Annotated in this window: 24 protein-coding genes; 2 read left to right on the top strand and 22 right to left on the bottom strand. The window is 64.2% G+C overall.

Annotation, left to right across the window (positions count from 1 at the left end):
- Positions 1-53 precede the first annotated feature (53 nt).
- Complete coding sequence (locus ACWKV4_RS06300; protein WP_483831229.1) at positions 54-425, bottom strand: PH domain-containing protein; 372 nt, start codon at positions 423-425, stop codon at positions 54-56.
- A gap of 202 nt (positions 426-627) precedes the next feature.
- Between ACWKV4_RS06300 and ACWKV4_RS06305 the strand changes: the two genes are divergently transcribed.
- Positions 628-3,402 carry an ATP-binding protein gene (locus ACWKV4_RS06305; RefSeq protein ID WP_483831230.1) on the top strand — a complete coding sequence of 925 codons (2,775 nt, stop codon included), beginning with the start codon at positions 628-630 and terminating at the stop codon, positions 3,400-3,402.
- 16 nt (positions 3,403-3,418) lie between these two features.
- Here the strand turns inward: ACWKV4_RS06305 and ACWKV4_RS06310 are convergent, their stop codons facing one another.
- Genes ACWKV4_RS06310 through ACWKV4_RS06370 form a run of 13 tightly spaced genes read right to left on the bottom strand, consistent with a single transcriptional unit; the run spans position 3,419 to position 12,200 of the window.
- The gene (locus ACWKV4_RS06310; protein ID WP_483831231.1) at positions 3,419-4,465 is read right to left on the bottom strand and encodes an EscU/YscU/HrcU family type III secretion system export apparatus switch protein; all 1,047 of its coding nucleotides are present in this window, start codon (positions 4,463-4,465) and stop codon (positions 3,419-3,421) included.
- A gap of 3 nt (positions 4,466-4,468) precedes the next feature.
- The gene (sctT, locus tag ACWKV4_RS06315; RefSeq protein WP_483831232.1) at positions 4,469-5,281 is read right to left on the bottom strand and encodes a type III secretion system export apparatus subunit SctT; all 813 of its coding nucleotides are present in this window, start codon (positions 5,279-5,281) and stop codon (positions 4,469-4,471) included.
- Between the two features lie 3 nt (positions 5,282-5,284).
- Entirely contained in the window at positions 5,285-5,554 is a 270-nt protein-coding gene (locus ACWKV4_RS06320; RefSeq protein ID WP_483831233.1) for an EscS/YscS/HrcS family type III secretion system export apparatus protein, read from the bottom strand.
- Positions 5,555-5,560: 6 nt separating this feature from the next.
- A complete protein-coding gene (gene sctR, locus ACWKV4_RS06325; protein WP_483831234.1) occupies positions 5,561-6,217 on the bottom strand; it encodes a type III secretion system export apparatus subunit SctR in 657 nt (218 codons plus the stop codon).
- A complete protein-coding gene (sctQ, locus tag ACWKV4_RS06330) occupies positions 6,214-7,170 on the bottom strand; it encodes a type III secretion system cytoplasmic ring protein SctQ (RefSeq protein ID WP_483831235.1) in 957 nt (318 codons plus the stop codon). The genes sctR and sctQ overlap by 4 nt, the downstream gene beginning before the upstream one ends.
- Entirely contained in the window at positions 7,167-7,631 is a 465-nt protein-coding gene (locus tag ACWKV4_RS06335) for a hypothetical protein (protein ID WP_483831236.1), read from the bottom strand. Before ACWKV4_RS06335 ends, sctQ begins: the two co-directional genes overlap by 4 nt.
- Positions 7,628-8,953: a FliI/YscN family ATPase gene (locus tag ACWKV4_RS06340; protein WP_483831237.1), complete on the bottom strand. Its 1,326-nt coding sequence runs from the start codon at positions 8,951-8,953 to the stop codon at positions 7,628-7,630. The genes ACWKV4_RS06335 and ACWKV4_RS06340 overlap by 4 nt, the downstream gene beginning before the upstream one ends.
- Positions 8,950-9,531 carry a FliH/SctL family protein gene (locus tag ACWKV4_RS06345; protein ID WP_483831238.1) on the bottom strand — a complete coding sequence of 194 codons (582 nt, stop codon included), beginning with the start codon at positions 9,529-9,531 and terminating at the stop codon, positions 8,950-8,952. The genes ACWKV4_RS06340 and ACWKV4_RS06345 overlap by 4 nt, the downstream gene beginning before the upstream one ends.
- Positions 9,528-10,130 carry a type III secretion protein gene (locus tag ACWKV4_RS06350; protein WP_483831239.1) on the bottom strand — a complete coding sequence of 201 codons (603 nt, stop codon included), beginning with the start codon at positions 10,128-10,130 and terminating at the stop codon, positions 9,528-9,530. The genes ACWKV4_RS06345 and ACWKV4_RS06350 overlap by 4 nt, the downstream gene beginning before the upstream one ends.
- Positions 10,127-10,894, bottom strand: coding sequence for a type III secretion system inner membrane ring lipoprotein SctJ (gene sctJ, locus ACWKV4_RS06355; protein WP_483831240.1), 768 nt, complete (start codon positions 10,892-10,894; stop codon positions 10,127-10,129). Before sctJ ends, ACWKV4_RS06350 begins: the two co-directional genes overlap by 4 nt.
- 3 nt (positions 10,895-10,897) lie before the next feature.
- Positions 10,898-11,314, bottom strand: coding sequence for a hypothetical protein (locus ACWKV4_RS06360; protein ID WP_483831241.1), 417 nt, complete (start codon positions 11,312-11,314; stop codon positions 10,898-10,900).
- 11 nt (positions 11,315-11,325) lie between these two features.
- Positions 11,326-11,532, bottom strand: coding sequence for a hypothetical protein (locus ACWKV4_RS06365; protein ID WP_483831242.1), 207 nt, complete (start codon positions 11,530-11,532; stop codon positions 11,326-11,328).
- 32 nt (positions 11,533-11,564) lie between these two features.
- Positions 11,565-12,200 carry a type III secretion protein gene (locus ACWKV4_RS06370; protein WP_483831243.1) on the bottom strand — a complete coding sequence of 212 codons (636 nt, stop codon included), beginning with the start codon at positions 12,198-12,200 and terminating at the stop codon, positions 11,565-11,567.
- 60 nt (positions 12,201-12,260) lie between these two features.
- Between ACWKV4_RS06370 and ACWKV4_RS06375 the strand changes: the two genes are divergently transcribed.
- Positions 12,261-13,052, top strand: coding sequence for a tetratricopeptide repeat protein (locus tag ACWKV4_RS06375; RefSeq protein ID WP_483831244.1), 792 nt, complete (start codon positions 12,261-12,263; stop codon positions 13,050-13,052).
- A gap of 5 nt (positions 13,053-13,057) precedes the next feature.
- Here the strand turns inward: ACWKV4_RS06375 and ACWKV4_RS06380 are convergent, their stop codons facing one another.
- The 8 genes from ACWKV4_RS06380 to ACWKV4_RS06415 all read right to left on the bottom strand — a co-directional run bounded on the left by ACWKV4_RS06380 (position 13,058) and on the right by ACWKV4_RS06415 (position 22,298).
- Positions 13,058-13,456 (bottom strand): hypothetical protein, encoded by a 399-nt coding sequence (locus ACWKV4_RS06380; RefSeq protein WP_483831245.1) that lies wholly within the window; start codon positions 13,454-13,456, stop codon positions 13,058-13,060.
- Between the two features lie 11 nt (positions 13,457-13,467).
- The gene (locus ACWKV4_RS06385; RefSeq protein ID WP_483831246.1) at positions 13,468-14,790 is read right to left on the bottom strand and encodes a type II and III secretion system protein family protein; all 1,323 of its coding nucleotides are present in this window, start codon (positions 14,788-14,790) and stop codon (positions 13,468-13,470) included.
- Complete coding sequence (gene sctV / locus ACWKV4_RS06390; protein ID WP_483831247.1) at positions 14,790-16,934, bottom strand: type III secretion system export apparatus subunit SctV; 2,145 nt, start codon at positions 16,932-16,934, stop codon at positions 14,790-14,792. Before sctV ends, ACWKV4_RS06385 begins: the two co-directional genes overlap by 1 nt.
- Positions 16,931-17,269, bottom strand: coding sequence for a tetratricopeptide repeat protein (locus tag ACWKV4_RS06395; RefSeq protein ID WP_483831248.1), 339 nt, complete (start codon positions 17,267-17,269; stop codon positions 16,931-16,933). The genes sctV and ACWKV4_RS06395 overlap by 4 nt, the downstream gene beginning before the upstream one ends.
- Complete coding sequence (locus tag ACWKV4_RS06400; RefSeq protein ID WP_483831249.1) at positions 17,266-17,631, bottom strand: hypothetical protein; 366 nt, start codon at positions 17,629-17,631, stop codon at positions 17,266-17,268. Before ACWKV4_RS06400 ends, ACWKV4_RS06395 begins: the two co-directional genes overlap by 4 nt.
- A complete protein-coding gene (locus ACWKV4_RS06405; RefSeq protein ID WP_483831250.1) occupies positions 17,628-18,542 on the bottom strand; it encodes a SctD/MshK family protein in 915 nt (304 codons plus the stop codon). The genes ACWKV4_RS06400 and ACWKV4_RS06405 overlap by 4 nt, the downstream gene beginning before the upstream one ends.
- A 92-nt stretch (positions 18,543-18,634) precedes the next feature.
- A complete protein-coding gene (locus ACWKV4_RS06410; protein WP_483831251.1) occupies positions 18,635-18,796 on the bottom strand; it encodes a hypothetical protein in 162 nt (53 codons plus the stop codon).
- 499 nt (positions 18,797-19,295) lie between these two features.
- Positions 19,296-22,298 (bottom strand): type III effector HrpK domain-containing protein, encoded by a 3,003-nt coding sequence (locus ACWKV4_RS06415; RefSeq protein ID WP_483831252.1) that lies wholly within the window; start codon positions 22,296-22,298, stop codon positions 19,296-19,298.
- Positions 22,299-22,385 lie beyond the last annotated feature (87 nt).

The following is a 22,385-nucleotide window of genomic DNA, read 5'->3' on the forward strand; positions in this document are numbered from 1 at the left end:
GCCGCGTGACTTGATCAATGCCTGGCTTTCACTCGACAACTGTCGAACAGCGTTTAGCCCAACACGTGCTTGGAAATGACCTTGGAAATTTCCACGATGGCAGTTTTGCCGGTGAACTCGAATTTCACCTGGCCCAGGGAGGAGAAGTAGATTTCCAGTTCAGAGTCCAGGTCGAAGGTCCCAGAGGTTTCCACCGAATAGGCCACGATGTTCTTGTAGGGCAGGGAGGTGAAATCCTTCTTGCTGCCGGTGATGCCCTGCACGTTCACGGCGATGATGCGCTTGGTGGTAAACACCACGCCGTCGCGCATCGACTTGTAGGCGTCGATCACCTGTTCGCCCTCCAGCAGCAAGGCGGTGATCCGTTCGGCGTATTCGTTGTTTTGCTTGAGCTTGAAAAAACCTTTGTTGTTGAAGTCGATCATTGCCGGCGCCTGTTATCAACGGAAAGAAGCGCGACGCAAGGTCGCCCTAAAAAAGCCTAGCCCACTGTAGCAGACCCCAAACCGTAACCAAGCCTTGCGAGAATCTGCCCATTACTTATGCCAATTTCCGACGGGCACGGGGCACTTTGCCTACACGGCCGGCTGCGGCGGCTGGCGACAAACCGACCAATAAGGGTTACCCATGACACCTATGCGCGGCGGCGTGCAAGCCCCAGTGACTGAGGATCGCTGCCTGGCCTTTGGGCCTTTCGTGCTGTACCCGCGCCAGCAGCTGTTGCTGCGCGAGGGTGAAACGGTAAGCCTGGGCAGCCGGGCCATGAGCCTTTTGCTGGCGCTGGCCGGGCGCCCGGGTGAGCTGGTGGAGAAGCAGGAATTGATGAGCCTGGCCTGGCCCCGGGCCGTGGTGGAAGAGTGCAACCTGCGAGCCCAGGTGGTGGCGCTGCGCAAGGCACTGGGCGAGGGCGGTGAGGCGAACTACATCACCACGGTACCGGGGCGCGGCTACCGGTTTGTCGCACCTATCCACGCCGCTGTGGCGGCCGCGCATCAAGCCCCGCTCACGGCCAAGGTAAGCCTTCCAACGTTAGCAACCCACGTCATTGGCCGCGCTGCTGAACTTCAGGCGCTAGGCCAGCAACTGCTGCAGCGGCGCTTCGTGACACTGACCGGGGCCGGGGGCGTGGGTAAGACTACCCTGGCCCTGGCTACGGCTTGGCAATTGCAGATGGATTTCAACCTCGGCACGGCCTATGTGGACCTGGCGTCGGCCACCGACCCTCGCCATGTAAAGGCAGCGCTGGCCGATGGTTTAGCGGCCTATCCCAGCCGTCCGGTTGTCGAAAGCGAACAGAGATTCTTGTTGATCCTGGACCACCCCGAGCAGGTGTTGGAGCCGCTGGCCGAGGCGGTGCAAAGCCTGCTCGGCCAGCGAGCAAACTGTTACGTACTGGCTTGCAGCCGCGAGCCCCTGCAAGCCTTGAGTGAGCAGATTCAAGCCTTGCCACCGCTAGCCTTGCCTAGCGCCACCGACGGCCTAAGCATGGCCGAAGCCATGGCTTACCCGAGCATTGAACTTCTGGTCAGCCGAATCGCCGCCCATAACCCCGGCTTTACTCTCCACGAACAGGACCTAAACGCCCTGACGGCCCTCTGCCAGCAATTGGACGGCAACCCCCTGGCACTGGAAATCGTTGCCGCCCGGGTTCGAGCCTTTGCCTTGCACGACCTGGCCGGGTTGTTGGAGGGCAATTTTTGCCTGCACATGACCGGGCTACGCAGCGCTGTTCCCCGCCATCGTAGCCTGGCCGCCAGCCACGACTGGACTTACGCCGCCCTTAGCGAAGCCGAACGTTGCACTTTTCGGCAACTCGGTGTGTTCAGCGGCGTCTTTAGCTTGGGCGCGGCCAGGGCCACAGTGGAGACGGCTTCGCGCCATGGGGTCGACGTTGCCTCGACAGTGGAGGCCTTGGTAGGCAAGTCTCTGCTGATCCCGTTAAGCAGCCCGGAGGGCAAGGGCTATCGCCTGGCCCAGGCCACGAGGCTGTATGCTCGCGAGAAACTCGACCAGCACCGGGAAACCCAAGCCACCGCCGCGCGCCAGGCTCGGTTCGTCAAGGCTCAATTGAGTGAAGCGGTAACGCTCCTTGACCGCCTACCGGCGAGCCAATGGTTAAGCCGTTACGCCCCGCATATCGATGGTGTGCGCACGGCCTTGCAGTGGGCCTTTTCCGAAGGCGCGGAGCCTGGGCTCGGGGTCGAACTCACGTTGCTTAGCGCGCCGTTATGGCTGCGTGTATCGAGGGTGCGCGAATGCCAGGCCTGGATCGATACCGGGCTACTGCGCGCCGAGCACTGTGCCCTGGCCCCGCCAGGGGCGCGCATGCAATTGCGTACCCTGGCCGCGAGCCTGCTGACCCTTACCGAGGGGGGTGGCACCAAGGTGCGCCACACTTGGAGCGCTGTACTGGCCGACGCCCAAGCCTGCGAGGACTCGCCCCATCAATTACGCGCCTTGTGGGGCCTGTGGCATGACGCCGTGATCAGCGGCCAGGGCGCCCAGGCGCTGGTGTTTGCCCAACGCTACCTGGCATTGGACGCAGGTCTTGATGGCGGCCCGGACAGGTTGATAGGCAAGCGCATGCAGGCGGTGGCGCTGTTCTACCAGGCGGACCTGACCGGGGCCCGCAAGGCCCTGGGCGAGGCGCTGGCGGCCCCCGTGGTGCCAGCCTCCCATGTGATTGACGTGCATTTCGACCAGCGCCTGGCAGCCCGGGCGCTGCAAGCTCAAGTGCAATTGCTCGAAGGCCATCATCGGCAGGGGTTGCTGTTGGTTGCAGGCACCGTGCATGACGCCATCGGCCTGAACCACCCAGCCACGCTTTGGTACTGCCTGTGTTACAGCGCGCTGCCCCTGGCGTTGTTAGCCGGTACGCTAAGCAAGGCCACCGAGTACCTCAAGCTGCTGGGACAGAGCCTGGGCGAGCAGCCCTTTGCCCTATGGTTGCGCTACAGCCAGTGCTTCGCCTGTGTGCTACGCCTGCGCACCCACGCCGACGAAGCCACGGTGACTGCCCTAGGGGCGTTGCTGGGCCAGCTTCGAGAAAGCCATGACACGCCACTTTATGCGCTGTTTGCCGCCGAGCATGCCCAGGGGTTGGCTGCGCTTGGCCTGCCCCAGTGGGGCCTGGACGCCTTGGAGCATGCGCTGGAGCGGGTTCGTGCGCGGCGAGAGCACTGGTTCCTGCCTGAGTTGCTGCGGTTAAGAGCGTCTCTGTTGCAACGCAGTGGCGCCAGCCGTCAAGTGGTGTGCACGGGCCTGCATCAGGCGCGGGTGGCGGCCGAAGCCCAGGGCGCTGGGTTCTGGGCCGCCCGGGTAAGCGCTGACTTGGCTAACGTGCAAGGCCAGCGCGGCACCGCCAGCAGCCTCAATGGTGGCTCGCTGGAACGGGCGGGCTAACGTGGACAGCCTGGGTTTAAATAAGCCGCGCCGCCACCAAAATATCCGCTACCGCCTGGAAGGTATGGTCCGGGATAGGCTCACCGGCCACACTGCGCCGGGCGATATCGGCGGCCAGGGCCGGGGCATGGGCCTGCACAATACCTAGCTGGCGCGCCTGGGCCAGGGTGGCGGGGGCCTCCTCGGGGCTGGCCTTGCACACCACCAGCGGCACAGGGGTTTCACCACGTACGTAGCGCAGGCCCACCAGAGTACCGTCACTGGCAGCCAGAATGATCGACGCCTGGCCCACGCCGGTACGGCCGCCCATGGCTTGCATCTCCTGCCGCTGGCGGTTACGGGCGCGTTTGATCAACGGGTCGCCGTCCAGGTCCTTGCGTTCGCGTTTCTGCTCGGAACGAGTCATTTTCATTTCACGCCCAAACAGCCAGCGCTGCATCAAAACATCCACGCCGCCCAATACCAGAAACGCGCTGATGATGGTGAACATCAGGGGCTTGAGGGTCAGGTAAAAGGTGGTTTCGATACAACCCGCGCCACAGCGCGAGGCTTCCATCAAGGCTTGCAGCGCATAACGGCCCACGCAATACAGGGCCAGCGCCAGGCAGGCGACCTTGAACATTGCCTTGAAAAACTCCACCAGGTTACGCAGCGCGAACAGGCGTTTGAAACCTTCCATGGGGTTGATGCGCTTGAAGTCCGGCTTGATGGGCTCGACGGAAAACACCACGCCTTTTTGCGTAATGAGGTTGGTGAGAATGACCGCCGCCACCGTGACCGCCACCACTGGCAGGGTGAGGGTGATCAGCAGTTGCCCGGCGGTGTCCAAGGCGCGGGGCCAGACCTGGGCGAAGGGTTGCAGGTAGAGGCCGGCGAGCAGGTCGAGCAAGGCGCTCACCTGCGCCTGGGCCTTGGGCACCATCACCGACAGGCACAGGCTGCAACACAGGATCACCACGCCAGACACCATGTCCTGACTTTTCGCGACCTGGCCTTTTTCTCGGGCCTCCTTGAGTTTTTTCTGTGTGGCGGGTTGGGACTTTTCCTCGCTGGTTTCGCTCATGGCTCAGGCGCCCTGGGCTAGGGTCTTGAGCAGCTCTACCGTGGCGCGGAACTCCCCGAGCTGGTCCAGCATCACTGGAATCAGAAACACCACGTACACCACCATCAGCACCGCGAAGCAGAGGTTCTTCACCGGCAGCGACAGGTCGAAGATATGAAAGCTCGGCGCCATGCGCGACAGATACGCCAGCATCAGGTCCGTGGCCAGCAGCGCTACAACCAGTGGCGAGACCATCAGCACGCCCACCTTCATGACCTGATCAAGGATCGACAGCACCGCCAGCAACGCGTGCTGGGCGAAGATCGGGGTGAAGGCCATGGCCGGCCATAGCTGGTAACTGTGGTAGTAGCCGTCGACCATCAAGGTGAAGCCCCCGGACATAAAAAACAGCACCACGATGGTGACCACCAACAAGGTGGCCATGACACTGGTTTCGTTGGAGCCCAGTGGGTCTACCAATTGGGCCATGGTCGAGCCCCGTTGCAGGTCCACCAGCTCGCCAGCCACTTCCGCTGCCCAGAAGGGTATGCCGAACAGCAGGCCTACTAATACGCCGATCAACAGCTCTTTGATCAGCAGGCCTGAGAGATACAGGCTGCCGTGTTCGGGCAAGGCGCTGAACTGCTCGAAGATGGGGAAGAACATTGGCACCGAAATGGCCGCGGCCACGCAGCTGCGGATCATCCCGGTCAGCCCTAGCCGGTTAAAGGCCGGGGTCACCAGCACCAGCCCTGTGGCCCGAGCCGCGGCTAGCGCCGCTGAGCTGATCACCGGGTAGGCCACCTCCACGAATGCCGTGGCAAAAGAGGCGTCCATCGGCTAGCGGGTCCACAGGGGAAAGTTATCCAGCACCTGATTGCCCAGCGCCATGATCTGCCCGGCCAGCAGCGGCCCCACGAATACGATCAGCAACAGCACCGCCACCAGCTTGACCACTTGGGGCAAGGTCTGGTCCTGGATCTGAGTCAGTGCCTGCAGCAGCCCCACCGACAGGCCCACCACAATGGCCACGCCGAGCGCGGGCGCCGACAGCAGTAGCACCGTCATCAGCGCCTGTTTCATCAATGACAGGAACACATCCTGGCCCATGGCGGTTCAACCTCCGTAGCTGAGGATCAGCCCGTGCATCAGCCGCGACCAGCCACTGAGCGAAACGAACAGAAAGATTTTCAAGGGGATGGAGATCAACGTGGGCGAGACCATGGACATGCCCATGGCCATGAGCACGTTGGACACCAGCAGGTCCACCACCAGAAAGGGGATGTACAGCAGAAAACCGATCTCGAAGGCCCGGGTCAGCTCGGAGCTGACGAACGCCGGGATCAACACCACCAGGTCATCGTCGCGCAGGTTGGCCCGGGCTTCGGGGGACCATACGGTTTCCGTGGCCTGCATGAAAAACCCGCGCTCGCTGGGGTTGGCAAAGCGCAGCAGGTGGTTCTGCAACGGCGGGCGCAGGGCGTCGCCCAAGGCCTCGAGTTGCGCGGCGTTCTCGAACGTTAAGGCTCGGCCTTGCACTTGCTGGTACATATCGCCGATCAGCGGAGTGGTCACGTACACCGAGAGAATCAGCGCGATGCCATAGAGCACCAGGTTCGGTGGCGTTTGCTGCACGCCGAGGGCGTTGCGGATCAAAAACAGCACCACGGAGATTTTCATAAACCCGGTGAGGGTCACCACGGCCAGGGGAATCAGGCCGATGGTGGCAACGACCAGGATGATCTCGATCAGGTTGGGTTGATACCCGCTCATAGGCTGGTGAAGCTCAGAACCCGCACACCCAGCCCGTCACCGACGCGCACCAGTTGGCCGTGACCCAGGCGGCGGCCGTTAACCATCAGCTCGACCTGATCTTCACGGCAGGCCATGGCCAGCACACTGCCTTCGCCCAGTGCCCGCAGGGCCCCCAGGCTCAGTTCCAGGCGCCCGAGTTGGCAGCTAAGGGTCAGGTCCAGATCATCCAGGGTGACGTCTGGGCCCAGGGTGGGAGGTGTATCGGTCATGGCAGGCGGGTTCCTTGAAGCTAAACGGGTCAATAGGGTCAGGGCCGAGCCCTCGCGGCGCAGCCCGGCCTGGCGCCCGGCGCAGTGCAGGGTGGGTGTGGCCGGCTCGTCCATCAGCAATACATCCCCAGGGCGCAGGCTGCGCAGTTCGGCCAGGGTCAGGGGAATATCAGCGGCGCTTACCTGAGCGGGCAGGGTGAGGTGGTCCAAAACGGCAGGCGCCTGGGGCTGGCCTTGCAGCTGTTGAGCCAGCAACTGCGCGGCGTCACGGCTCAGTTCCAGCATCAGCGGCAGTGGGCCGCCGTCACCCAGGCTCAGGGTCAAGTGAAGCGTTGTGAAGCTGGCCATGGGCATGGCGGAGGGTTGCACCCTGACAGGCGCGCCACTGGCGGCTTCCAAGGGCTCCAGCCAAGGCAGCAGCGCCGCTTCCAGCACCATGGCCGCCACCGGGCCCTCGCCTGCAATCACTTCCAGAGTATCCAGAAATGCCAAAGGCAGGCTCACCCGTAAGGGCGCCTGGCCCCAGGTCAGGCTGAACCACTGGCAGGCTTGAGGCGCACTGGCGTGCCAGCTCAGGGTCAGGCCCTGGCGTTGCCAAGGCTGCCAGCGCCGGTGAAGGTGGTTAAGCAGGGTGACGTCTTGCGGGGTGAAAGCCGGCAAACTGTTTAGGGCTAAGGGCAGCGCAGGGGCGGCGCGGTTCATGCCGGCACCTGGCAGTGAGGAGGGGGCAGGCCGTCATCGACGAGGTCGCTAGGCTCTTCGGCAGGTCGATAGCGTTCAAGCAACTGCTCGCTGGCCTCCCGTTGCCCTTGACAGCGCAGCAGTGCTCGGCGCAGGGCGCTTTCATCGGCTCGATGCAGGGCCAGGCGTACGCTGGCTTCGCTGACCTGTGCCAGGCAGTGGGCAGTGGCTTCGGCCGAGGCAGCTTGTTCCTCCTGGCCCTGGTGCCATTGGTTGACCGACAACGGTGTGGCCAGCTGCGCCGCCAGGCGTTCGGCCAACTGGCGTTCCTGAGCCTGCTGCGCGGCCAAGGCCGCACAGGCCCCGGCCAAGGTGTCGCTCGCCAGCCGCTGTTGCCGCCGCTGCTGGGCCAGGCTTTGAACCGCTCGCCGTTCGCGCATCAGGCGCAGCTCTACCAGTTGTTGAAGTTGCCGAGCGTTCATGCCAATACCTTGCGCAAGTGCTGTTGGGTGTGCGCCGGGGTGCTGGGTTCGCCCGCCCCCTGGCGCAGAAAACCTTCGATGGCCGATGCACGGGCCAAGGCTTCATCCGCCAGCGGGTCTGACCCGCTTTGGTATTCGCCCACCCGCACCAGCAATTCGACGGCCTCGTGCTGGGCCATCAATTCCCGTATGCGCCGGGCCATCTGCTTGTGCGCCTCGCTGGCGACCTGGTCCATCAGGCGGCTGCGGCTGCGCAATACGTCCACCGCTGGAAAATGATTGCGCTGGGCCAGCTGCGCGCTCAGCACAATGTGCCCGTCGAGGATGGAACGGGCTTCCTCGGCGACCGGGTCGGTGGCCATATCGCCTTCGGTGAGCACCGTGTACAGCGCAGTGATGCTGCCGGTGGCCGCAGGGCCGGCACGTTCCAGCAGGCGCGGCAGGGCGGAGAAAAACGAAGGCGGATAACCGCGCCGGGTAGGCGGCTCTCCAGCGGCCAGGCCTAGTTCCCGTTGCGCGCGGGCAAAGCGGGTAAGGCTGTCCATCAGCAACAGCACATGCTTGCCTTGGTCACGGTGGTATTCGGCTACGGCCGTGGCGGCAAAAGCTGCGCGTACCCGCTCGGCGGCGGGGCGGTCGGAGGTTGCCACTACCGCCACGGTGCGGGCTCGGGCCTCGGCACCCAATTGCACGTCTAGCAGCTCGCGCACTTCGCGGCCACGCTCGCCAATCAGCCCGATTACGATGACCTCGGCGTCGGTGTGGCGTACCATGCTGGCCAGCAACGATGACTTGCCCACCCCGGGCTCGCCGAACAGCCCCACGCGTTGGCCGCGAGCCAGGGTCAGCAGGCCGTCGATGGCGCGTATGCCCAGGGCCATGGGCTGTTCGATCAGCGCTCGGGCGAAAGGGGCTGGCGGCTCCCCATGCAAGGGGTAACGGGTAAGCCCCGAGGTAGGCGCGGCGCCGTCCAGCCAGTCGCCCATGGGGCTGACCACCCGGCCCAGCTGCCCCAGGCCTACCACCACCCCGAGCGGGCTGCCGCTGGGAATAACGTAGGTTCTGCCGGACAACCCTTGCAAGTCGCCCAGCGGGGACAGAATCGCTTCTGCGCCTTCAAAGCCAATTACCTCGGCACCCAGGGTTTTGCCACTGACCGGGTCGCACAGGTGGCAGAGTTCACCAATGCTCACGCCCCCTACGGTGGCCCGGAGCACTACCCCACGCACACTGCGCAAGGTCCCCCGCATGGGCCGGGGGCGTGCCTGCTCCAAGCGCTGGGCCAGGTGGGGTACCAGGGTCTTGAGGCTTAAAGCGGTCATGCCTCGGCCTCGTCGGCAAAGGGCAGCAGGGCCCGGCGCAGCTGCTGCAGTTGCGTCTCAAGGGTTAGCTCCACTGAGCCCAATGGCCCCACCAGGCGGGCTTGGCCGGCTTGCAGCAGGTTGTCAGCGTCCACAGTCAAGCCCAAGCCTGCCTGGCTTAGGGCCTGGCGGGTATGTACCACGTCGCTGGCGGGCACCTGCACGCGCAACGCCTGGTCGTGGGCGAAGTCTTGGATGGCGGTGCGGGCTAGCGCCAGGATACGCTCGCCGCTGCTGAGTTCGCCCACCAGCTGCCGGGCAATACCCAAGGCCAGGTCAGCGACGTCAACCTGCGCCTGGGCCAACCAGCGTTCCAGGTTGGCCTGTTGTTCGGCCATGGCCGTGACCAGTTGTTCACGGCCCTCGCGCAGCCCTTGCTCGAAGCCTTGGGCCCGGGCATTGGCCTGCACCTGCTCGGCCTCGCTAACCAGGCGCTCGGCCTCGGCCTGGGCGGCGCTGAGAAAGCCGTAGCCATCGAGCCAGGCCTGGGCGTCTTCGCGGCGTAGAATACGCCCCGGCGGGCGCGCGGGCAGCGTCATGGCGAGGGCGCCTGGGTGGCCAGCAGGCTGTGCGCCGCCGCCTCTACAAGGGCAGGGTCGATCAGTGGCGCGCCGGGCTGCGGTGCGGGCAAGGTTAGTCGCAGGGCCAGCCAGGCGCGCAAGGCCTGGGGCAGGGTGGCGGCCCATTGGCTCAAGCAGGCAGCGCCATCCTGGTCGATGCTAACGACCAATGCATCGGGGTCGCGCAGCAAGTCGGCGGCGCCAGCCAGCGCCCGCTGGGCCAGGGCCAAGGTGTAAAGGTCCTCCCCCAGCTGCTGGCGTAGGCGCTGTTGCAGGTCGGCGCGCACCTCGCGGGCCAGCGTCGCGCTGTGCCAGATAGCCCCGCACAAGCGGGGTAACCGGGCGCAACGCTCCGGCGTAAGCTGGGCCACCGCCAGCGCCGCCGCGCTCGGTGGCGCCAGGCTAGCCAGGGGTTGCAAGCCATGGGTGGCGTGCAAGTGTTCGATCAGGCGACCGCGAAAACGCGGCAGGGCTAGCAGTTGGCTGCGCCAACGCGCCGGGGCCTTGGCCAAGCAGGCCGTCAGCACCTCAGGGCGTACGAAGGCCAGTGGCTCCGCGCTCAAGGCCTGCCAGCTCATGGCGCCTCCTTCAAGGCATAGGTGCGCGCGCCCCGGCGCTGCCGGTAGCCATGCCAGCCCACCGTACCCAGCAAGGCCAAGGCCAGCACCAGCGCGCCGCCGAACAACCACTGCGCCCTGGGCAGGTCGCTTTCGAGCATCCAGACGCCCATAAAACTGGCCATGGCCGGCTGCTGGGCCGAGGCTGGCTGCAGACGGGCCTCGATAGCCGTGACCGAGACCCCCTCGTAGGTCAGCCCGGCAATACCGTTGGCCACCAGGGTTTTGATCTGGGGCAGCAGGCGGGCGATGTCGGTGCCCGGTTCGTAGCGCACCAGCACCGAGGCAGACGAGGGCGAAATCACCCGTTTGAGCAGGTCGTTGTCCGGCAGCACCACATGCACCCGGGCCGAGACGATGCCGTCGATCTGCGACACGCTATGGGAGAGTTCTTCGCTCAGGGCAAAGACCATCTGTGCCCGTTCCTGCACGGGTGACGATACCAAGCCATTGCTTTTGAACACCTCCCCCATGTTGGCGAAGCGCTCGCCGGGCAGGCCGGCGCCGTCAAGTACCGCCATGGCCTGGGCGAAGCGTTTTTCGTCCACCATCACGCTAAGCTGGCCGTTTTCCTGAACTTTGCGCGAGGCCGGGATGCCAGCTTGCAACAGTGCCGCGACCATGCCATTGGCCGAGCGCTCGTCGAGGTTGCTGTACAGGGCCGTGTCACAGGCCGCCAACAGGCCGGCGAATACCAGAACGAACAAGATACGGGCAAGCTTCATGGGTCATTGACCTTTGAGCAGGGTGTTGGCGGAACCGGAGATCTGGGTAGCACCACGCACCACCATCTGGGTTTCGATGGAGTAGTCGAACATCTTGCCCAACGAATGCACCAGCTGGTCCACATGGGCGGTGGTGGGCGAGGGCCCAGGGTTGGCCGGGGCCTGAACGCTTGCCGCCGGTTGTGTAGCGCCCGGGGCACTGGCGGGGTTGGCGGTCAGCGCATCGGCCCGTGCGTTGAAGGCGTGGGAGCGGTCCATGAACCCATCGAGGCGGTTCATCAGGCTCTGCCCGATTTGTTGGGGGCTGGAGCCGCCCGGGGCGGCACTGGCGGAACTGGCCATGTGTTCGAACAGGTTCTGCGAGGCTTGGTTACCTCCCGGCGGCAGAGCCGCCGTGGTCGCTGATAGGTTCACGCTCATTAAGCGGCCTCTTATTCGTCATCGTCCGACATGGCTTCGTTGAGCATTTCCTGGGCCTTCGGCATCAGGATGAACTGCCCACCGATCATTACGCCCTGGTTGACCAACGCATCGGTCAGCTCTTGGTCGGTCATGTCCGTGGAGCTGTTCACCGCGGCGTCGAACTGGGCTTGGGTGCTGCTAGCGGGTTGCGTGTTGTCTACTGGGGTGACGGCCATGCTTGCTGCTCCTTGTTACACAGGGATGACAATCAGCGAGGAAGTTCTTCGCTGACGCTGTTGCCGCGAAACACCCGCACGCCCTGGGGGGGCGCAAGGGAGGGCGGAGGGCTGGGGCGGTGCGCCCGATCGACGTACTGTTGCACCAGGGCCAGGTAGGCCGGCGGGCCGGATACCAGCAGGTCGGTACCGCCTGGGTTATCGCGCACGTTCAGGCGCTCGCCGTACACCGGCAACTGGGCCAGGTACTGGCGTAACTGGCCAACGGGTACGTCGCGCGGGGTGAACAGGCGGCTGCTGACTTCATCGTCACGGTCCAGGTACAGCACGTTACCGTCGAAGTACCAGCTCAGGCCGTTGGCCTGGCACAGGTTGCGCAGAAAATCCCCGGCCTGTTCGCCGCGCACCACACTGCTGGACTTACCCCGCACCTTGTCGGAGAGCACCAGGGTCAAGTTCAGTTGCTGGGCGAACGCGTCCATGGCCTTGCGCAGGTCTTGCTCGACCAACACGTACGGGTAGGGCTCGCTGAACCAGGCCGGCCGCGCCGCCGTACTGGCGCCAGCGGGGGCGGCAAGGGCCAGCACCAGTGCCCAGCAGCCGGCGCGCACCAGGCACTTGAAGGTTTTTATGCGCGAGCGCCCGGCCTGAACCCAGGGTTGTAACATGGACAACGGCATACTCCTGGGTTGATATCCCTTGCCCGGCCCGTTCGAAGAGACTTGCCTATGCCCCGTCGCGTTACCCTGTTGCCCCTTGCGGGTGTGCTGTTCGGCAGCCTGCTGCTCAGCGCCTGCGCCACCGCGCCCAGTGCAGACCCTGCTTACCCGCGCTATATGCGCCTTGGGGACGACCTCGCCAGCCGGGGGGACCCGATCAGTGCCGGCTCGTTGTACGAAAAAGCCGCGCAGCTGCCGGGCGCCGGCGTCGAGCCGTGGTTGAAGCTGGGCCAGGCACGGCTGGACGCAGGCGACCTGACTGGCGCCGAGCGCGCGTACCAGCAGGCGTTGCAAGGTGCCCCCCATAATACCGAGGCCCTGCTGGGGCTGGGCAGCGTGCAAATGCGTCAGGGGCGCTTCGAGCGGGCGGTCACAGCCCTCGAAGAAGCCGCGCGGCTGTCCAACCTGGCACGCGCCTACAGCAGCCTGGGCATCGCTCAGGTATTGCGCGGCGATACCAGCGCAGGCCAGGCGGCCTTCGCCAAGGCGCGCGGCCTGGCCCCGGACGACCTGGACATCCAGTGCAACCAAGCCTTGGGTTTGGCCCTGGCTAGGCAGGGCGAGGCCGCCTTGAACACTATGGGCACTGTGTTGCGCTCGCCCCGGGTGCAGGCTCGCCACCAACGCAACACGGTATTGATCGCCGTGCTGGCCGGGCGCGAGGATACGCTCTCCGGCTTGGCGCTGGACGAGCTGACGGCCCAGCAGCGCGCGGCCTTGCTGCAGCAGGCACGGCAGATCAAAGCCCTTGACGGCCCAGTGGCCCAGGCCCGCGCGCTGGGGTTGATCGCGGCCCAATAACGCCATCAGCGGGCACCCCCCTGGTCGGTGGCGGCCTGCTGTTCCTTCAGGCGCCGGCGCAGTTCTTCGCGGTCATAGCCGTCAATATAAACCTGGGCGGCGCGGCCTACCGGCGCGGCCAGGGTAGGGCCGGTGACGCGGCCCTGGCGCAAGTCGCCACGGGCCTCGACCATCTGCAGCAGCACCAGGTTGTTGGCGCACCCCGGGGCTAGCCTGGGGCGGTAATCCTGCTCCAGGTCGAATTCATCCTCCGTGGCCGGGGCCAGGCACTGCACGGGTAATAAAGCGGCGCGCCCGCTGGCATCGGCCACCCCTTGGTAATGGGGGGAATAACTGGCCGGTGGCAGGTGGGTCTGGCAGCCAGCGAGGCAGGCCAAGGTAGCCGCGAGGATCATAGGCTTCATCGGTGCGCCTCTCAGTTGAGGTAAAAGCCGAACGCGCCACCGCTGCGCAGGGCAGCCTGGGCGTTACTGTTGGCGGGCAGGGCGTCCAGGGGGGTGGCCAGGGTGCGCTCGCGTACCGGCTCCACCAGGTAGGGGGTAATCAGGATCACCAGCTCGGTTTCGTTGCGCTGAAAGCGTTTGGAGCGAAACAGGCTGCCCAGCACCGGCATTTCGCCAAGCGCCGGTACTTTGTCCATGTCCTGGGTGTTTTCTCGCTGGAATAGGCCGGCGATGGCAAAGGTTTGCCCGCTGCCCACCTCTACGCGGGTGTCAGCGCGGCGCACGCGGAATGCCGGTACTTCGATGCCATTGGCCAGGGTGGCGTTCTGGTTAGTGATGCTGCTCACCTCCGGCCGCACCTGCAGGGCAATGCGGCCATTGGGCAGCAGCGTAGGGTTGAACAGCAGCGACACGCCGTAGGGCTTGTATTCGATCCCCACCGTGTCCCGGTTCACCGGGATCGGCACCGGTACTTCGCCGCCCGCAAGGAAGCTTGCGGTTTGCCCGGTCATGGCGGTGATATTGGGTTCGGCCAGCACTTCCAGTACGCCATTGCTTTGCAGGGCATCGAGCACCGCGTCTATGTTCACGTTGCCGCTGGACAGCCCCGCGCTGATGGTATTGGTCGCGCCTACTGCCCGCGCCGCCGAGGCCAGGGGGCCGCCGGTGAGCAGCCCGAAAGAAAAGGTGCCGTTGTTGAACAAGGCGTTCCAGTTCACCCCATAGCTGAGCAGTTGCGAACGTGACACTTCGGCAAAGCGCACGCGAATGTTCACCTGGGCCGAGCCCGGTACCGTGGTGGTGTTCACCGCCGGTTGCAACCCTTGGCCCTCAAGGCTAAGCAGTGCATTCAAGTCGGTGGCTTCGCCCACATCGGCCAACGCGCCCTGGGCCAACAGGCGGCTGCCCGCGGCGCTGACCTGGGCCCGGCTTTGCGGGTGCAGCTGCTTCAAAGGCGCGGTCACCGCCTGGGTGCTGGCGCCAATGTTCAGGGTAAGGTTGGCCACTTCTTGGTTGCCGTTATCAAGGGCGATCAAGCTGGTGCTGCCACTATGCTTGCCGAACACATAGAGCACACCAGGGCCCACCACTTGCAGGTCGGCGACTTCCGGGTCGGCCACCAGCACCGAGGCCACCGGCGCGGCAAAGCGCAGGATACGGCCCTGGCCACTGCTCAGGCCCAGGGTAGAGTGCTCGCCTGACGCGATGGACTGCCCTTGGGCCAAGGTTGCCAGCAACAGGGTGGTAGCGCCGAGCAGCCAGCGCGTAACGGCCAAGTGAGGGTAAAAGGTCATCAAGCAGTCGCCAGGGGGGTAGTCAACGCGCCCTGGGGCGCGGTGTGGGGAGTGGGGTCGGTGAGGCTAACGTGGGCCACCACCTGCACATGGTATTCGGCTGCCAGGTCGCGGAAGGACAGCACGGCCAAGGGCAGGTCTGCGCGCTGGCACAGTTTGCGCAAGGCGCGGCGCAGCTCCGGGTGGGCCAACAGCACGGTGTGGTCATCCTCGGGCAAGCGTTCCCAGGCTTGGCGCAGTTGCGCGGTCAGGGTGCGGCTCAAGGCTTCGGGCAGAAGCTCGGCCTGTTTGTCATGGCGGCGCAGGGCCCCACGCAGTTGCTCTTCCACCCCATGGGCCAACGCCAGGGCGCGGATCACCCGCTGGCCGTCGGCATATTGATGGCTGATCTGCCGCGCCAAGGCCGCGCGCAGGTGCTCGCCCAGCCGGGCGGTGTCCGCTTCACGCCCGCCCCATTCCACCATGGCTTCGAGCAGCGCCCGCAGGTTGCGGATCGATACCCCTTCGGCCACCAGCATGCGCAGGGTTTCGGCCATGCGTTGCAGTGGCACATCCCGGCCAGCTTCCTTGATCAGCTCCCCATACTGGCTTTCGAGGCGCTCAAGCAGTACGCGGGTTTCCTGAATGCCTAAAAAGTCTGCCGCGTACCGGCGCAGCACGTGCTCCATCACCCCACGCAGCACTTCATCGGGCAGCAAAAAACCAATCCCTGCGTTCTGTAACGCTTCTTGGTGTTCGCGGCCTACCCAATGACCACCGCGCAGGCTCAAGGGGGACGGGCCTTGCTCGGGCTCGATCCCCAGCAGCTGTGCGTGAACCGGGTCGTCGCGCAGCAGCAACTGGCCGGGGGGCAATTCGCCCTCGGTGACCGGTACCCCTTCAAGCTCCGCCACAAAGCCATTGGCCGGGGCGGTGGGGTCCAGGTACAGCCGCGGCACCGCCAGGTCGATACCCAGTTCCGCGCGCAGGTCGTGGCAAAGGGCTTCCAGACGCTGTTGCATCAGTTGCCCAGGTGCCTGCTCGGCCAGGCGGGTACCTACGCACAGCAGCACCCGAGCGTCAACGGGCTTGGGCTGAACGTCTTCGATCAGCTCCGCGCTGAGGGGGATGGCCGGTTCATGCACGGGCAAGTCATCCAGGGCGGCCTGCCGCTCGGCGCGTTGTTGCCGGCGCCATAGCACGAACGCACATGCGCCCAGGCCAGCGCCTAGGATCAAAAACACCAGGGCCGGAAAGCCCGGCAGCAGGGCTACGCCCAATACAATAATGGCGGTCAGTGCCAGAGCGCGGTGGCTGTTGCCCAGTTGGCTAATGATTTCGCTGCCCAAGTCCTGGGGTGAGCCCTCGCTGTTGACCCGGGTGACCACAGTGCCCGCGGCCACCGAGATCAGCAGCGCGGGAATCTGGGCAATCAGCCCGTCGCCCACGGTGAGCAACGAGTAGGTATGCACCGCCTGGGCAAAGCCCATGTCCCGTTGCAGCATGCCGATCAGCATGCCGCCGAGCAGGTTGACCGCCAGGATCACCAGCCCGGCGATGGCGTCGCCCTTGACGAACTTCATGGCCCCGTCCATGGCGCCGAACATCTGGCTTTCGCGCTCTAGTCGCGAACGCCGACGGCGGGCCTCGGCTTGGTCGATGTCGCCGTTGCGCAGGTCATTGTCAATGCTCATCTGCTTGCCAGGCATGGCGTCCAGCGTAAAGCGCGCGGCCACCTCCGCTACGCGCTCGGCACCTTTGGTGATCACCACGAATTGCGCCACGGTGATGATCAGAAACACCACCAGGCCCACCACCACTTGGCCGGCGATCACGAAGTCGCCGAAGGCCTGCACGATATGCCCGGCATTGCCGTGCAGCAGGATCAACCGGGTAGTGGTGATCGACAGCGCCAGGCGAAACAGCGTGCTGAGCAAAATCAGCGGTGGCAGGGCGGAGAATTCCACCGAATGGGAAATGTAGAACGCCACCACCAGCACCAGAATGCTCAAGGCGATGTTGATGCCGATCAGCCCATCCACCAGCGCGGTGGGCAAGGGGATGATCATCATCACGATGGCCATCAGCATAAAGGCGACGATGATTACATCGGTGCGCTTGGCGGCGACTTGGGCCAGGTGGGAAAGGCGGTCCAACATCTTCATGGGCGGGCCTTAGGTAGCGCCAGATAGTCCTGGAAGCAGGCGCGCGCGAGGTCATGCTCGCCCTTGTGCCAGAGCGCGCGGGCGCGCAGCAGGGTATCGTGGGTCTGACCGCCGCCCAAGGCCTGTAGGCGGTCCAACGCGTTTAGCGCCCGGGTCGGGTTGCCGCTGTCGGTAAAGGCCAGGGCCAGGCTGCGTAACAGCGCCGGGTCCTCTGGGGCGATCTGCGCACCGATCAGCAACAGCACCAGGCCGCGCCGGGGTTCACCAGCGCGGCGGTAGAGGTCGCCCAGGCCGCGCAGCAGGTCCAGGCTGTCATGGGTCAGGCGGCTAGTCATACCGCGGCCTCGCTACGCTGGTGCTGCAACAGGTGACGCATGTGTATCTCCTCGCGCAGCAAGTCTTCGGCCAGGGCGCGAATGTCCGGCTCCAGGTTCAGCCGCGGCAGTAGGTCATCCAGAATATGGTCCAGCAGCCGCAGTGAGCGCGGCCCAGAAAACAGCGCCGGGTCTAGGGCCTGTACGTCACCAGCCTGTTCGGCGACCTCACGCAGGGTTTTGCGCGCGTTGGCCTGCCTGTGGCCCAACAGGGCTTCGAACCGCGCCACCTGCCGCGCTGCTGGCAGTGCCTGAGCTACTTGCTGGGGGCGCTCTGGTGCCTGGCCGCCCGTGGGAGGCAGCGCGCGGGGTTCGATCTTCATAGGGTGAACGTAAAACGCTCGGCGCCGCGGGCCAGGACCACCTTGCCGTCGGCAACAGCATCCAGTACCCAATGGTCATCCAACGCCGCGCCCGGGTAGAGCAGGCGGCCGCTACCATCGACCACATAGGGGTTTTTGCCGAACCAGGCGGCTTGGAAACGCACCCTAGGGATGGTAGGGGCCGTGGCCTCGGTCACGTTGCCGTGCAGTACCAGGTACTGACCATAGCGACGATCGAACGCTTGCTGCACCGTGGCCCAGCTTGCCTGCTGCGCGGCGTTGTAGCTGCCGGTCACGCTGAGCTGATGTTCGTCGCCGTGCAAAGTGATACCGGTTAGACCAGCCTGCTCCAGTTGCCGGCCAAGCCAGGCGCGGGCCTGGGCAACCGTGGGGATCACCTTGGCGGCTGCGGCCGTGGGTGGCAGGGTTCGGGAAAAATCTTCGACTGGGGCCTGATGCAGCGCAGCGAACACCGCGCCACAGGCCAGCAGCAAAGCGCCGCCCACAGCCAGGCGTGGAGTACGCCAGGCGTCCTTATTAGACGTTTGCGCGGGCGCCTGCAGGGCAAGGCGTGCTTCGCCGACCTGTAGCTGCAAAGGCAGCGCGGCGATTACCCCGTGGCCGTGGTGCACGGTCCGTTCAGGGCAGCGGGGGCCGGACAGCGTGACATCGCCACCCACGGCTTCGATGGCCAATTGGCCCCGTTGCAAGCGCAGGCGAACGTGGTGGTCGGTCACGCTAGGGTCGTGCAGTACCACGTCGGCGGTACTGGCGCGGCCGATCATATAATCAGGGCGGTCAAGCCTCAGGCTGACGCCTTGATGGAGGCCTGCGATAATCTCGAGCACCGTGGTAGCCGGGCTGTCTGCTTCGTGAGTGGGCCGCTGAGCGTAGGAAATCATGGCGGTCATGGTCGCGATACCAGCGTGTGTTTACTGAAGTTGCGGCAGGCGGGGTAGGGCGGGGTGTACGGGCGGCGCGGGGCCGCCCATACGGCACAACGTCAGTTCTGCGGACGTTGTTTGGTGGCGTCGAGCTCGGCTTTCTTGGCAGTCGAGATCTCGGTGATCTTGGCGGATTTTTCGATCGCCATGTTGAAGGTGGCTTCCATTTTGGCGATAGCGCCGTCGGCATTGCCTGAGCTTACGGTTGGAGTTTCGGCCATGATGTTTCTCCTTGCGGGTTTAAGGATTCGGATCAGTTAGCTCAGCTGCCCAGGGCGAGCTGAAAGGTGCACACCGCAGTCAGTGCCAGGTGACGCGTTGGCCTGCGCTGCACACTTCGAATACTACTGAAGGCAACTAATAAGGGTTGTGAAAACTTGTGAAAAAGTTGAATTAGGCATTAAAGAATTTGCCGAAACTGAAATATCTAGAGTGGGTCATGTTGGTTATTTAAAAGATAACCTGTTGTTAATCGAAATGACTTTAGGTTATATAAAAATTGTAACTTGACTCTGCTATAGCCCTTTTAATATAGAAGCCTTCGAGCCAAGGTTAGCGCCAAGGCCGGCTGCTACGGGTTGGATCTGCCGTAGCAGCCTGGCTTGCCAGCGACTGGCCAAGCTAGGGTGTAAAGCCTGGTCGTGGCAACGCGGTTGGCGCCAAGGCCGGCGGCTACGGGTTGGGATCTGCCGTAGCAGCCTGGCTTGCCAGCGACCGGCCTTACGAGGCGATGGTGGAGTCTTCGCCGCCTGGCCAGTCCTTGGTGGGGAGGTCGTCGATGGTGCCGTCTTTTACCCCGTCGATGGCGTAACGCTCGATGCTGTCGCCCAAGACTTGCGCAAAGTCATCGGCCTTGGCTTGTTGTTGGCCTTCCTTGACCAGGCCGGGAATGATCGCGCCCAGCACGGCAACACCGGCGCCGAGGAAACCGAGTACCCCGGCGGCGCTGGCCAGCGCGGGGAGGAAGCGGGGCAGGTTAGAGGCCATCAGCAAACCGATACCGCCTTCGGCCGCCGAGGCGGAACCGGCCAACACACCCAGGGAGCCGGCGGTGATGCCAAAGCCGCCGGAGAGTGGGTCCCCTTTGCGGATCGCCGCCACGCCATCGAATATCCCATAGGCCCCTACCGCGATACCCGCCAGGCCACCCAAGCCCTTGGCGCCTTCCTCGAACTGCTTGGCCACGGCTTTGTAATTCTTGCCGTCTTTTACGTTATCTTTGATCTTATCGAGCATCTCGCTGGTCAGCTTGCTGCTGTCTGGCCCCGTCAGCTTAGCCTCGCCGTTTTTGATGGAAGTATCCAGGCTCTGCTGGTAGGCCTTGGTGCCGCCTTCGGTGAGCACGGTCGCCGCCTGTACCGAGCCGGTGGTAATGTCCACGATATTACGGTCAGTGAGCTTGCCCGAGCCCTGCGCGCCCCGAGCGATGGTCATGCCCGCCAGGAACAAACCACTCACGCCATGGAGCGTGCCGCTATCGTAGGCCCCCTTGGCGTTGCCACTGAGATCGAACTGGGAAAGCGAGCCCATCTTGTCCAGCGCCTTGGTGCCCTGGCGGAACATATCCCAGTTGCCACGGAAGCCCGACAGTACCTGGTCGGTGGTGGCCACGGTGCCGTCTTTGTTCATCAGCAGCTCAGGGGACTCCTGGCGCATCTGGTCGATCAGCTTGCGTACCTTGTCTTCGTCAAGCTCCGGGCCGCCGTCCTTGCCATAGGCCTTTTGCATGTCCTCGAAGGTAGCGCCCTTGAACAGGTTCTCCTGGGCGATGGTGGAGAAGTTGTCATTGAGCTGTTTATCGAATTCTGCGGTAAAGGTCGGGTCCAGGTTGGCGTTGTACAGCGCCACTTCCATGCTGAACAAACTGGCGGCGGTTTCTGGCGAGTTGTTCTTGAGCAGCTCGCGCATGCGCTCGCCGGAGGCCAACGAATCCTTGTAATAGGTTTTCAAGGCTTCGCCATGGGAAGATTTGCCTACCCCTGCCTGGATCTGCGCTGCGTTGTTGATCCCCAGCGCGCCTTGCAGGCTTTGGGCGGTGGCGTAGAAGTTGGTCAGGGCCGTGGTCTGGTCGGTCTTGCCGTCCTTGGTGGCCGCATCCCAGGCCGCGTCCAGCGCCTTGCCGGATTTGATCTCGTCCTCGTAGGTTTTAGTGACCGCGTCTTTAAGGCCCGGGCTGCCTTCGAACAGCGCTTTCATGGCATCGGCATTGCTGTTTTGCAGAAACTCAGCGGTGGCCTTGTCGTTTTGCAGCAGGCTGATGTGGTCATTGATGTCTTGCAGGACCTTCTCCGGCTCCCAAAGCGCCCCGGAGGCATTGGCGATAGCCACCTTGCCGTAGTCATCGGCCCACATCCCGGCATTGGCGCCGTCCACCACCAGCTTCTGTGCCTGTTGCAGGTCCATCAGCACGGCTGCCTTTTGCTCGGCGGTGTAGTTCTCAGGGTGTTCGAAGACGTCTTTATCCAGCTTGCTGGTGTCCACCTTGCTGGTCAGGTTGCCCGACACTACGGTGGACAGTAGGTTGCTCAGGCCTGTGGCGTCGGCGGGGGCCGAGGTTTTCAGCCAGGCCTGCACATCGGCGCGGTTGGCCTTGCCGTCGGCGGATTTGGATAGGGTATTGGCGGCGGTGTCCAGCATCTTGAACGCCCCCGGCTCAGACCAGAAGTCCAGGGCGGCTTTTTCGTCGGCGCTCAACTGTGGATTAGCGTCTTTGTAATCCTTGATGTTCTGCGCGGTCACCGCGCCATCGGCACCGGTTTTGCTCAGGATTGCGTCGTAGTGCTGGTCGAGGATGGCCGCGTACTGGGCCACCATCTGGGAGCCGGCATCGGCCTTGGGGTGCGCCTTGAGAAAATCCTTGTAGCTGGCGATATCGCTGCTGGCCTGGGCCTTGGGCAAGGAGGAGAACCCATACTTGCCAAAGTCTTGCAGGCGCCCGGCTTCAGTGCCGTGCTTGGCCTCGCCGCTTTTGGTAAAGCCATTGATGCGGGTGTCGGCTACGTCGCCGCCGGTCAACACCTTGCCGCTTTCGTCGTAGCCCACCACCCGGTCCAGCACCTGGCCAGCCCTGAAGGCGGCGTCTGGGTCCTTCTCAAAATCACCCACTTGCTCCTTGAGCATGTCTTTCACATGGCTTTGGTTACCCAGGTGCTTGAGCAGCGGGTTGTCGTCGATGATCTCCTGAGCCGAGCGGGTGTCGCCGTCCGGGCGCACCCACTGAATGCCCACGGCTTCAGCCTGCTCGCGGGCGTCGGAATGCTCGCCTGCGCTGTCCACGTGCTTGAGCTCGCCCTTGAGGTTTTCCCAGCCGTACTTGCCAAAATCCTGCAGACGGCCGGCCTCGGTGCCGTGCTTGGCGTCACCACCCTTGGTAAAGCCGTCCACCCGGCCATTGCCCGCGCTGCCTTTGACGATGCGCTCGCCGCCTTCGTTGATCAGCTCCACGTGGTCCAACACTTGCACCGCCCGGTAAGCGGCATCCGGGTCTTTTTCGAAGTCGCCCACGCGCTCCTTGAGCGTGTCCTTTACGCCGCTTTGGTTGCCCAGGTTTTTCAGCAGCGGGCAGTCGTCGATGATCTCTTGGGCCGAGCGTTGGTCGCCCTCGGGCCGCTGCCATTCGATACCGGCGTCCTTGGCCTTGGCCCGGTCCACCGAGTTGCCCCACAGGTTTTCTGAATTGTTCGAATCGGTAGGTGTGGACGTTTGCTCAACCGTAACGGACATGGACTGGCTCCTTGAGAATTAACCGTGCCGGGGGCTGGCGAGCAACACAGGCAGCGTTGAACTCGCATAGCGCGCGGCCAGCGCCGG

The sequence above is a fragment of the Pseudomonas artemisiae genome (assembly GCF_057128685.1).

Coding starts and splice junctions, on each gene's coding strand:
- ACWKV4_RS06300 (WP_483831229.1), bottom strand. CDS start 425: ATGATCGACTTCAACAACAAAGGTTTTTTCAAGCTCAAGCAAAACAAC.
- ACWKV4_RS06305 (WP_483831230.1), top strand. CDS start 628: ATGACACCTATGCGCGGCGGCGTGCAAGCCCCAGTGACTGAGGATCGC.
- ACWKV4_RS06310 (WP_483831231.1), bottom strand. CDS start 4,465: ATGAGCGAAACCAGCGAGGAAAAGTCCCAACCCGCCACACAGAAAAAA.
- sctT (WP_483831232.1), bottom strand. CDS start 5,281: ATGGACGCCTCTTTTGCCACGGCATTCGTGGAGGTGGCCTACCCGGTG.
- ACWKV4_RS06320 (WP_483831233.1), bottom strand. CDS start 5,554: ATGGGCCAGGATGTGTTCCTGTCATTGATGAAACAGGCGCTGATGACG.
- sctR (WP_483831234.1), bottom strand. CDS start 6,217: ATGAGCGGGTATCAACCCAACCTGATCGAGATCATCCTGGTCGTTGCC.
- sctQ (WP_483831235.1), bottom strand. CDS start 7,170: ATGAACCGCGCCGCCCCTGCGCTGCCCTTAGCCCTAAACAGTTTGCCG.
- ACWKV4_RS06335 (WP_483831236.1), bottom strand. CDS start 7,631: ATGAACGCTCGGCAACTTCAACAACTGGTAGAGCTGCGCCTGATGCGC.
- ACWKV4_RS06340 (WP_483831237.1), bottom strand. CDS start 8,953: ATGACCGCTTTAAGCCTCAAGACCCTGGTACCCCACCTGGCCCAGCGC.
- ACWKV4_RS06345 (WP_483831238.1), bottom strand. CDS start 9,531: ATGACGCTGCCCGCGCGCCCGCCGGGGCGTATTCTACGCCGCGAAGAC.
- ACWKV4_RS06350 (WP_483831239.1), bottom strand. CDS start 10,130: ATGAGCTGGCAGGCCTTGAGCGCGGAGCCACTGGCCTTCGTACGCCCT.
- sctJ (WP_483831240.1), bottom strand. CDS start 10,894: ATGAAGCTTGCCCGTATCTTGTTCGTTCTGGTATTCGCCGGCCTGTTG.
- ACWKV4_RS06360 (WP_483831241.1), bottom strand. CDS start 11,314: ATGAGCGTGAACCTATCAGCGACCACGGCGGCTCTGCCGCCGGGAGGT.
- ACWKV4_RS06365 (WP_483831242.1), bottom strand. CDS start 11,532: ATGGCCGTCACCCCAGTAGACAACACGCAACCCGCTAGCAGCACCCAA.
- ACWKV4_RS06370 (WP_483831243.1), bottom strand. CDS start 12,200: ATGTTACAACCCTGGGTTCAGGCCGGGCGCTCGCGCATAAAAACCTTC.
- ACWKV4_RS06375 (WP_483831244.1), top strand. CDS start 12,261: ATGCCCCGTCGCGTTACCCTGTTGCCCCTTGCGGGTGTGCTGTTCGGC.
- ACWKV4_RS06380 (WP_483831245.1), bottom strand. CDS start 13,456: ATGAAGCCTATGATCCTCGCGGCTACCTTGGCCTGCCTCGCTGGCTGC.
- ACWKV4_RS06385 (WP_483831246.1), bottom strand. CDS start 14,790: ATGACCTTTTACCCTCACTTGGCCGTTACGCGCTGGCTGCTCGGCGCT.
- sctV (WP_483831247.1), bottom strand. CDS start 16,934: ATGAAGATGTTGGACCGCCTTTCCCACCTGGCCCAAGTCGCCGCCAAG.
- ACWKV4_RS06395 (WP_483831248.1), bottom strand. CDS start 17,269: ATGACTAGCCGCCTGACCCATGACAGCCTGGACCTGCTGCGCGGCCTG.
- ACWKV4_RS06400 (WP_483831249.1), bottom strand. CDS start 17,631: ATGAAGATCGAACCCCGCGCGCTGCCTCCCACGGGCGGCCAGGCACCA.
- ACWKV4_RS06405 (WP_483831250.1), bottom strand. CDS start 18,542: ATGACCGCCATGATTTCCTACGCTCAGCGGCCCACTCACGAAGCAGAC.
- ACWKV4_RS06410 (WP_483831251.1), bottom strand. CDS start 18,796: ATGGCCGAAACTCCAACCGTAAGCTCAGGCAATGCCGACGGCGCTATC.
- ACWKV4_RS06415 (WP_483831252.1), bottom strand. CDS start 22,298: ATGTCCGTTACGGTTGAGCAAACGTCCACACCTACCGATTCGAACAAT.